We start from the raw sequence: 10,113 nt of genomic DNA on the forward strand, positions 1-10,113 counted from the left end.
CTCTTCGGCAACAGGCATTGACACTTCTTGAGTTCCCGTTCCATTTGTACGCGCTGCTAGCAATCCGCATTCACGTAGCATTTCATTATTCAAGTCTGGTTTCGCACAAAAATATCTAAGAAACGACTGTAAACCTTGTTGAAAATTTCCGACAAGTAAGAACAGTAATACCGTTAAGCGTGCAGGAATCCATTCGAGCAAATCCGTAATTTCATTTGCTTGAACACTAATTGGAGCGATATTTCGGCACAAAGCGATTAAACGATAAGCTACAACTACAATTGGGCCTGCAATGATATACCAAAATACAACAGAGAATAACTGTTGGTTCACTCTTGCAAAATAATCACCTGCAAGCTGATTTGCACTTTCATTCTCTGAGTACGTTACAGGATAAAATACGTTTTGCGGACCAAGGCAATAAAAAAACAAAACGATACTTAAAAGTAAACCCATGAAGCCATAAAACACTCCATGAAGTAGAATATAAATAAAGGCTGTAGAAAATAGTATAGGCAGTACAATCAAGGCAAAAAGCGCCCAGGAGTGAGTGAAAAAAACATTTTTTTCTGCTACTTTTTTCATAAACAGATAGTAATCTTCAAACCAATAGAAACGTTGGTAAGAGACAGAATGAATCAAAAAACGCTCACTAAACAAGCATAATAATATGATCATTAATTTCATGATAATTAATCCTTACGCATTTTATCAGATAATGCTATTGGAGTTGGATATTTCAACACAACCACGTATGAGGAAACAATAAATGTCAAAATAGTTGTTGCCTGAATAAGATTGGAGGTCAGATCAGAAATAAGGTTCGTACTTAATGCAATACTTGCCACAAGCAAGGAAAACTCACTAGCTTGCCCTAACCGTATACCAACTTCCTTAGCAACTGATTTCTTTTCACCTGACCTATAAAGCAATAAATAAAACAAAAATGGCTTCATTATTAGAATTAGTATTGACAAAATAATTGCGGGAATAAATATCTGTTGCGCAAAACCAAAATTAAATGAAGCGCCAATGGAAAAGAAAAACATAACCAGGAAAAAGTCTCTAAGTGGTTTTAAGCTTTCGGCAATAAAAAGAGAAATAGGACTTGCTGCTAGAGCGACACCGGCTACAAAAGCACCTATATCTTCAGAGAGTCCAATTTTTTGAGCCAGTACGGATAAACCTAAACACCAGCCTATAGACAATAGAAAAACATATTCTTTAGTTCTATCAAAGCGAGCTAATAGTCTTATTAATATATATTTCTCCACAGCAAATGCAAAAAGACATAATGCAGGCAATGCCAAACCAACTAAAAACACATCATTCCAATAAAGTCCGCCATTTTGTTGAGCCCCATTAATAAGAACAAGTACAATGATTGCAATAACGTCTTGCATTAATAGCACACTAATCATCACTTCACCGGTATGTTGATGATGTAAAATTGTGGTAGGTAATAATTTCAACCCAATAATAGTGCTCGAAAACATCATCGAAGCACCCAAAATCCATGATTCAGTTGTGGTGAATCCAAAGTATCTTCCTAAAGAATAATCACTTAGGACAAAAAAAATGGAGCTGATTAAAGCAACCCACGTTACCTTTTTTAACATATGGACCAAATTTTGAGGCTGTAAGTGCAATCCGAGCAGAAACAAAAGAAACAGAATACCAATATCACCAACCTGTTTAACCGTAGTCACATCAGGCACAAGCTTTAAGCCCCAAGGCCCAAGTATTGCACCCAACAGAATGTATGCAACCAATAATGATTGTTTAGTATAAAGAACTAGCGTTGATAGGAATGCAGCCCCTGCGAAGATTAGGAATATAGTATAAAATACAAAGTTTTCATGCATTGAACGAGCACCTCAACTATTAAAAAACAATTTAATTTTAGAATCTCTATTGACAGTTCTAATGTATCTTGGCGAATTGCTAACAGATCCTATTTAGTGAAAACTACTCGGTCGCTCCTGTAAAAATCTAGTAAATGGCCAGATTTAACGCATGCATGAGACGGAGTGAGCAATTAACTATTAATTATCCCATATACTTCGATTAAATCAAAACAGAAAAAGTACCTTTAACACCATTCCGTGTTAATTTTTGTTTTAAGCTATCTGCCCCTTTTTTACTAGCAAACGGACCTATTCGAACAATATAATGTTTTTTATAATATTCAATAGTTACCGGAGATTGTGAAATACGACCCAATTTTGCTTTTAGTTGTTTTGCAACCACCGTGGTGGAAAAAGCCCCAACTTGAACGTAATAATAAGCTTGTCTTGCTGGTCCCATTAATGCCTCTACTTCAACAGGTGCTGTACCCTTGGGAAATACCCCGAGTTTTAAAGCAGCAGCATAAGATAAATCAATAATTCTACCTGTATGGAAAGGCCCCCGATCATTTACTTTTACTATAGCAACTTTGCCATTATTTAAATTTTTCACACGGACGTAAGTAGGCAATGGTAATGTTTTATGAGCTGCTGTCATTGAATACATATCATAAGGTTCTCCGCTTGAAGTTCTTTGCTTATGAAATTTTGTACCATACCAAGAAGCCATTCCTCGAGCTTTGTATCTATTAGGGTTAGTCATAACTTTATAATTCTTTCCATTAACATGGTATTCTGTAGGATTACCATACCGACTCAAAGGCTCTTTCCTGGGAACTGGCTCTTTAAAATTGACCTGGCCCTTTTTTGGAGCTCCATCTTGCAATTGAGTATATCGCTCTCGTTTATTTTTATACCGATTGTAAATAGCCTTGTTTACATGTCGAGTATTTTTTGCAGCATGTTTATTCTGTGTAGGTCCAGAATTATGAGACTGATTTATAGTTTGGCAACCAGATAAAAGTAGTACTAGAGTTATAAGTATATTTCTCATTAAGATCCAATTTGAAATAAATATTTGCAGATAATATACAGAAATTTTGCAGAATTTTGAATTAATTTCAATTTATGTCTTTTTCCTCTATTGAAAATTTTATTAATCACCATTTAAAAATTATGTAATATTTTCTTTTGTTAATTGGTTGCCTACGATAGGCTGTGGTAAGATATATGATTTGCAATCATATCAGGTACAAACATGACACGCGGAACGTCTATTTTATTGACTACACTGTTTCTTATCACTTTATTGATTCAGTCAACAAATACTTTTGCTGATCCAGCAGATAATTTAGAACGACCTTCAGCAACTGTAATCAATAAACCGTTGGTAACTCCAGCTGCTCCAATTTTAAATGCAAAAGCTTATATTTTGATTGACGTAAACAGTGGAAAAATTATTGCTGAGAAAAATAGCGAAGATCGCCTACCACCTGCTAGTTTAACTAAGATGATGACTTTATATGTCATTTCTAACGCACTTCACCATGAGCAAATTCATTTGACTGATAGCGTAAGAGTTAGTAAAGATGCATGGAAAATAGGCGGTTCCCGTATGTTCATTAAAGAAGGCCAACAAGTTTCTATTGAAGATCTACTTAAAGGAATTATTGTTCACTCAGGTAATGATGCTTGTGTTGCTATGGCAGAACATGTTAGCGGCACTGAAAACTCATTCACTGATATTATGAATCAACAAGCACAAAACTTGGGTATGAATAACAGTCATTTTACTGACAGCACTGGTTTACCCGATCCCAATCTTTATACCACAGCTAAAGATCTGGCTATTCTCGGGAGAGCATTAATTATCGATTTTCCGCAGTATTACGATTGGTATAAACAAAAATGGTTTACATTCAATGGAATTCGTCAACCTAATAGAAATCGCCTATTATGGCGTGATAATCAGGTTGATGGGCTAAAAACAGGTCACACTAGTGAGGCTGGATTCTGTCTTGTATCCTCGGCAAAACGTGACAACATGCGTTTGTTAGCCGTGGTTTTAGGTGAGCCAAATGATTCTTCGCGTGCTGATGACAGTGAAAAATTATTAAATTATGGATTTAGATTCTTCGAAACACACCACTTATACAAATCTGGCGAATCAATCACTGAGTTACCTCTTTACAAAGGTGCTGTAGATAAAATATCAGTAGGCTTACATGAGGATCAATTCATCACAATACCTGCTGGTCAATACCAGGATCTTAATATTTCAACCAAAGTTCCATCTTTTTTAGAAGCGCCAATTAAGAAAGGTGAAAAAATTGGTGATTTAGTTGTACAATTTAATAATAATATTATCTCCACACGACCTGTTTATGCGTTACAGGATATTGAGACCGGCGGGTTTTTTACTCGCACTAAAGACTCCATACACCTGGCATTTAAACGTTGGTTTGGCTCTTAATAGATTCTTTAGAATGACTGAAACAATATTAATTAACTTTCCCTGTCATTTTCCGATCAAAATAATGGGAAGCAATACCCCTACTTTTCTTAATGAAATCAGGGAAATTATACTCAAACATTTTCCTAGTATTGAGCAAGAGAAAATCGTTCATAAAATGAGTAAGAAAAATAATTACTTAGCAATTACTGTAACTGTTTATGCCGAAAACCAAAAAATGCTCGATGCATTTTATAGAGAGATTACTAAGCATCCAAATATCAAAATGGTTTTATAATGCAGATACGACAGCTTGGTATTCAAAATTATAATGATATTTGGTTACAGATGAAGGAGTTTACACAAAACCGTACTACCCAAACTCAAGATGAACTATGGCTATTAGAACATTTTCCTGTCTATACCCAAGGTCAAGCAGGAAAACCGGAACATGTATTAAACCCTGGATCTATTCCCATTGTACACTCTGATCGAGGTGGTCAAGTGACTTATCATGGTCCGGGTCAACTAATTGCATATATTTTAATGGATACTGGCCGAAGAAATTTAGGGATCAGAACTTTGGTCGCCCAGTTAGAGCAGGTGTTAATCTCGGTGCTCGCACGATATAATATAGAAGCGATAATTCGTTGCGGTGCTCCTGGAGTCTATATCAAGGAACAGAAAATTGCTTCCATTGGTTTAAGAGTAAAAAATGGATGTACTTATCATGGAATCGCGTTGAATGTTGATATGGATTTAAACCCATTTTTAGGTATTAATCCATGTGGATTTGCTAAAATGGAAATGACGCAAATAAGTCATTTTTATCCTAAAGTACTATTAGAAGAAGTAAATCAGCTTTTTATGCGATGTTTTCTACAACAATTTAATTAATGAGACTCTATGGATTTGTTAGTAGATTATGTACAGCCCCTAACTAATTGGTTGCAACAGAATCCACACTGGTCTTTATTCATTACTTTTCTTATTTCATTAACTGAATCTTTAGCCATCATTGGCAGCATTGTCCCTGGAAGTGTTACCATGACTGCTATAGGCATATTGGCCGGTTCGGGGATTATGCGTATTGATCTAACCTTACTCGCTGCGATTTTAGGTGCAGTCGTAGGAGATACCTTAAGCTATTTACTAGGGTACTTTTATAGCGAACGCCTGGTTGAATTTTGGCCATTTAAGAAATACCCCCAGTGGTTGCAATACGGTAAAGATTTTTTTGCATTACATGGAGGTAAAAGTGTATTAATTGGTCGATTTATTGGACCTTTACGCTCCATAATTCCGGTAATTGCTGGGATATTGCACATGAAACACTGGAGTTTCTTTATTGCCAATGTACTTTCTGCTATAGGTTGGGCCTTGCTTTATGTAATGCCCGGGGTTATTATTGGCGCAGCCAGCCATGAACTTTCTACAGAGAGTGCTACACGTTTATTTGTATTAATATTGATTTGTCTTGCAAGTATGTGGCTCCTCAGCTCCATGGTAAAATGGTTAGTCAACACATTAAATTCTTTTTTTAAACGGCATCTACATATTCTATGGTTACGATTAACAAATAAATCAATAGTGAAACCCCTATGTAAAGTTATCACACCTAACAATGAGAAAGATCATTACACTACAGCCTCTCTTGCCTTAATCGCTTTATTTTCTCTATTTGGTTTCATGATTCTTATGGGGTTAACTATTCAAACTCAATGGATTAGTTTCATTAATCTCCCCACACATTTATTTCTTCAAAGCATTCATACGAGCGTAATAAAAACATTTTTTATTTTTTGTACTCAATTAACCTCAATAATAACAATAGCTGGTTTATTTCTAATTTGTTGTTTTTGGTTCATTTATCATAAAAATCCAAAGGCAATAATTTATTTAACGGGTTTGCTTTTTTTTACCTATCTCTTGGCGCGTTTATTAGCTCATTACATTTATGTCGCAAGACCGATTGGATTGTTAGTAGTCATGCCAGGCTCCTCTTTTCCTGCTATAAACTTGATGGTTGCTACTGCTTTCTATGGATTTATATTATTTTACATTAACACTATTTATTCATTTTTTACCAACGCACTAAGGACTTTTGTATTCGCCATTCTTGGTTTAAGCGGTTTAGGAACCTTATATTTAGGTGATTATTGGCTAACTGATGTATTGGCTTCTTACTTTGCGGGTGCAACCATTAGTTTGACTTATTGTTTACTTTATAGAAAAACTCATCCAACTATTATAAAAGTTAAACATGCTACCTACATGATTATTTCACTTTTTATGGGTATTTTATTAACTACAGCTATTTCAACTTATTTTAATTTTCATACCTTATCATACAATCATATGACTTATCGTAAAGAATTTTCCCTAAGCGAGAAAATGTGGTGGAACCAACAAAAACCTATATTACCAATCTATAGACTAAATCGAATTGGAAAACGAATTAGTCTATTTAATATTCAATATTCTGGTGATTTAGATTTTCTTGCAGAGAATTTAAAACTTAATGGCTGGGAACCTTATACTGAATCCTTTTTCACAAATTTACTTACCTGGATAAATAATCAATCTAATGGTGCTAAGTTACCCTTATTAACGCAATTATATGAAAACAAAGCACCTTCTCTAATTATGCTCTACACAGACTACCAATCTAAATTAGTTTTAGAATTAAGAATTTGGGAGTCAAATTACAATCTAACAGAGTTTAATCAACCTTTATGGATTGGCAGTATTCATCCCAGTACGCCTCGCAATACTAAATCAATGAATAGCCAAGTTTATGCTCAAAATTTAATAAACCCATTATCCTATTTATTACCTAATGAAAACCCATTTTCCATTAAGAAAATTATGCTGCCTGATGCAATGATCAAAACAACAATCTATCCGACTCAACCTTACATTATTTTAATAAAAAAATAGTATTTTCAAATACCCCTTTTAACTGGACATTGCGGATACTCAGTTCGGAACGCGAACAACATAGCTTTAATCTATATGAACCGCAATTACAATTATATGAGTAAGCATTCAGAGAGTATGTAGCATCATAATTTGTTCATTTAGAAAAAAAAGTATATTTTGTGTGACGAAAATTTAGAAATCTCATCATTGTTTTAGTCACCTATTTATTGACATAAAAAGAATAATATGTCCAAATAATGGTCTTTATACGAATGCAAGACATAGAGATGCAAGAAAAACATAACGAAATTAATTCCAATCCTGTTGAGATTGCTAAAAAAATTACAGGTCATCTTAATGCAAAAGATGCGGGTAACTTTGCGCAAGCCTCAGAGAAAGGCTATTTAAAGTCCAAAGAAATTTAACCATAAACAAATCTCAGTATCTATCGACACTCGTGGCTTCTGGCAAACAAGAAAAGGCGCAAAAATTACTTACCGAGTCTTCAATTACGCAAAAATTGCTATTAACTCCCACTACCTTTACGAATTATTCTGGTCGAACATTTAAATGTACCGCTTATGAAACACATGTGTCGCATGCTTGAAGCAGATGGACAATAGCACCAAAACGGACATTTTAGAAATGCTGCAAAGTGATTGAAGCGAATGGGTTGAGGTATGAGCAATTTGGTGAAGTTCTACGTTCAAAACATTTTGACTTTAACCCAATCATAACGACACTGAAAAATTATATTGATAATGGAGATGAAAATGCGAACAATTCTTGGCTGAATGTTGGACTAGAGCAGAGTAATCTTCCGGTCCATGGGATTAATGAATATTGCAGACCTGATCGTTCTTTTGAGGGAACACTAGCTTTTAATGAACCCATATTGCCACGAGTGTTAACAAGCATCCGTCTTAATTTAGACAATAACAGAAGAATCAATCTTAATATGGAGAGTGACAATGAAACATTGTTTCCATTAGTTATTTCAAATTCTTCGGGTCTAGGCGTTCATTTTGTTTTAGTACGAGCAGGATCAATAACCCACAGCTGGAGAATGAGGGAATAGTAAATAAAGATCTACTCCGTATAGATTTGCAGGCCTTATGTCGCCTTGATAAAGTAAGAACTGTCGATCTCACACAGTTGCGTAATAACCTGATGCCTTCACCTCAGTTTAGACTGGTCACGTAACTCATTCTTAAGAAAGAGTCAAAAGGACTTGTATTAGGACACTGTTGCTCGATATTCAGTTATGCTAAGATCTATATCGATTAACAATTTTGGATTCACTGCATGGCTGTTATAATAAAAACTCCTGACGAAATAGAAAAAATGCGTATTGCTGGCAAACTTGCCGCTGAAGTTCTTGAAATGATTGAACCTCATGTCCAAGAAGGGATTAGCACAGAAGAATTGAATACTATTTGTCATAATTATATTGTAATGAATCAACACGCTATTCCCGCTCCTCTAAATTATAATGGTTTTCCCAAATCCATCTGTACCTCCGTAAATCACGTAGTCTGCCATGGAATTCCTGGAAAAAAAACTTTAAAAGATGGAGACATCATTAATATAGATGTCACTGTAATCAAAGATGACTATCATGGTGATACTAGTAAAATGTTTATTATTGGTACCCCATCAATCAAAGCAAAACATGTAGTGCAAGTCGCCCACGAATGTTTATTTATTGGTATTGATAAGGTTAAACCAGGCGTTCAATTAGGTGATATTGGATATGCTATTCAACAACATGCAGAAAAAAATCGTTGTTCCATAGTACGGGATTATTGTGGTCATGGAATTGGCCGCATTTTTCATGAAGATCCACAAGTCTTACATTATGGTACTCCTGGAACAGGAATGAAATTACAACCTGGAATGACCTTTACCATAGAACCGATGATAAACGTAGGTAAACATCATACCCGTTTGTTACCCGATCAGTGGACAGTTGTCACCAAAGATCATAGCCTTTCAGCACAATGGGAACATACCTTGCTAGTTACTGATAATGGTGTAGAAATTTTGACTCTACGTCATGAAGAACGATAATCAACTCATTAAAAATACTGTTAAACAGTTTAAAGAAAAACTGCGTGTAGAATTTAACCGAAAAACAAGTATTACTACGGTTATTTGTGAGCTGGTTACTTTTATTGATGAACTTATTATTAATCTCTTCAACAAAAACCAACTGGATCAAGGAGATGATTTTTGTCTTCTTGCATTAGGAAGTTATGGACGACGAGAACTTCTGCTTTATTCTGACATTGATTTATTACTTTTACATCGCGATAAAATCTCCAAAACTAAATTACACCATGCACAAAACTTCATACAGGATTGCTGGGATGTCGGTTTAGAAATAAGTCATCAAATTACCACTGTTTCTGCTTGTGCTGAATTAGCCAGTCATAATGTAACCGTTATTTCCAGTATTATGGACATGTTTCTATTATGTGGACAAAGCTCATTAATGGAGGAACTAATATATCAAACCCATCCTTTGCACATATGGACCAGTAAGGATTATTTTAACGCCAAACTTCTGGAGCAAAAAAAGCGGAGTATTAAATATGGTGAAACTGCTTATAATTTGGAGCCAAACGTTAAATACGGTCAAGGTGGATTATGCGACTTACAAATTTTATTAAGTATTGGTAAAAGACATTTTAATATTAAAAAATTAGCTGACGGTATCGATTATGGATTCATTACTGAAAAAGAACTTGATAAATTAGCGTATTGTCAACATTTTCTCTGGAACGTTCGCTTTGCCTTACATTGCTTCGCTGGAAAAGCAGAAGAGCGTCTCTCATTCGATTATCAAATCAAATTAGCTAATTTCTTTGGTTATAAGGATGCTCCCCACTC

At 35.0% G+C, this 10,113-nt stretch carries 11 protein-coding genes; 8 read left to right on the forward strand and 3 right to left on the reverse strand.

Annotated features, from left to right (window positions below; all coding sequences use genetic code 11):
• From WA877_RS06325 to WA877_RS06335, 3 genes are all read right to left on the reverse strand, one after another.
• On the reverse strand, positions 1–687 hold a 687-nt coding region (locus WA877_RS06325; protein ID WP_425170080.1), incomplete at its 3' end, for a hypothetical protein.
• Between the two features lie 5 nt (positions 688–692).
• The gene (locus WA877_RS06330) at positions 693–1,865 is read right to left on the reverse strand and encodes a cation:proton antiporter (protein WP_425170081.1); all 1,173 of its coding nucleotides are present in this window, start codon (positions 1,863–1,865) and stop codon (positions 693–695) included.
• Positions 1,866–2,067: 202 nt separating this feature from the next.
• On the reverse strand, positions 2,068–2,901 hold the full coding sequence (locus WA877_RS06335) for a septal ring lytic transglycosylase RlpA family protein (RefSeq protein WP_425170082.1): 834 nt from the start codon (positions 2,899–2,901) through the stop codon (positions 2,068–2,070).
• A 204-nt stretch (positions 2,902–3,105) separates the two neighbouring features.
• On the opposite strand from WA877_RS06335, the gene WA877_RS06340 reads away from it, so the two are divergent.
• The 8 genes from WA877_RS06340 to WA877_RS06375 all read left to right on the forward strand — a co-directional run.
• Positions 3,106–4,320, forward strand: a complete 1,215-nt coding sequence (locus tag WA877_RS06340) for a D-alanyl-D-alanine carboxypeptidase family protein (RefSeq protein WP_425170083.1) — start codon at positions 3,106–3,108, stop codon at positions 4,318–4,320.
• Positions 4,321–4,333: 13 nt separating this feature from the next.
• Entirely contained in the window at positions 4,334–4,597 is a 264-nt protein-coding gene (locus WA877_RS06345; protein ID WP_425170084.1) for an HP0495 family protein, read from the forward strand.
• Positions 4,597–5,196 (forward strand): lipoyl(octanoyl) transferase LipB, encoded by a 600-nt coding sequence (lipB, locus tag WA877_RS06350; protein ID WP_425170085.1) that lies wholly within the window; start codon positions 4,597–4,599, stop codon positions 5,194–5,196. The genes WA877_RS06345 and lipB overlap by 1 nt, the downstream gene beginning before the upstream one ends.
• A gap of 9 nt (positions 5,197–5,205) precedes the next feature.
• Positions 5,206–7,239 (forward strand): VTT domain-containing protein, encoded by a 2,034-nt coding sequence (locus tag WA877_RS06355; RefSeq protein WP_425170086.1) that lies wholly within the window; start codon positions 5,206–5,208, stop codon positions 7,237–7,239.
• 269 nt (positions 7,240–7,508) lie between these two features.
• The gene (locus WA877_RS06360) at positions 7,509–7,646 is read left to right on the forward strand and encodes a hypothetical protein (RefSeq protein ID WP_425170087.1); all 138 of its coding nucleotides are present in this window, start codon (positions 7,509–7,511) and stop codon (positions 7,644–7,646) included.
• Positions 7,647–7,876: 230 nt separating this feature from the next.
• Positions 7,877–8,299 carry a hypothetical protein gene (locus WA877_RS06365; protein ID WP_425170088.1) on the forward strand — a complete coding sequence of 141 codons (423 nt, stop codon included), beginning with the start codon at positions 7,877–7,879 and terminating at the stop codon, positions 8,297–8,299.
• Positions 8,300–8,526: 227 nt separating this feature from the next.
• Entirely contained in the window at positions 8,527–9,291 is a 765-nt protein-coding gene (gene map, locus WA877_RS06370; protein WP_425170089.1) for a type I methionyl aminopeptidase, read from the forward strand.
• On the forward strand, positions 9,278–10,113 hold an 836-nt coding region (locus WA877_RS06375; RefSeq protein WP_425170090.1), incomplete at its 3' end, for a DUF294 nucleotidyltransferase-like domain-containing protein. The genes map and WA877_RS06375, both read left to right, overlap by 14 nt.

The organism is Legionella sp., assembly GCF_049790535.1.
GTDB lineage: Bacteria > Pseudomonadota > Gammaproteobacteria > Legionellales > Legionellaceae > Legionella.

Excerpts from the sequence above, each read along its gene's own strand:
- WA877_RS06345 (WP_425170084.1), top strand. The coding sequence starts at position 4,334 with ATGACTGAAACAATATTAATTAACTTTCCCTGTCATTTTCCGATCAAA.
- map (WP_425170089.1), top strand. The coding sequence starts at position 8,527 with ATGGCTGTTATAATAAAAACTCCTGACGAAATAGAAAAAATGCGTATT.
- WA877_RS06355 (WP_425170086.1), top strand. The coding sequence starts at position 5,206 with ATGGATTTGTTAGTAGATTATGTACAGCCCCTAACTAATTGGTTGCAA.
- WA877_RS06330 (WP_425170081.1), bottom strand. The coding sequence starts at position 1,865 with ATGCATGAAAACTTTGTATTTTATACTATATTCCTAATCTTCGCAGGG.
- lipB (WP_425170085.1), top strand. The coding sequence starts at position 4,597 with ATGCAGATACGACAGCTTGGTATTCAAAATTATAATGATATTTGGTTA.
- WA877_RS06360 (WP_425170087.1), top strand. The coding sequence starts at position 7,509 with ATGCAAGAAAAACATAACGAAATTAATTCCAATCCTGTTGAGATTGCT.
- WA877_RS06335 (WP_425170082.1), bottom strand. The coding sequence starts at position 2,901 with ATGAGAAATATACTTATAACTCTAGTACTACTTTTATCTGGTTGCCAA.
- WA877_RS06340 (WP_425170083.1), top strand. The coding sequence starts at position 3,106 with ATGACACGCGGAACGTCTATTTTATTGACTACACTGTTTCTTATCACT.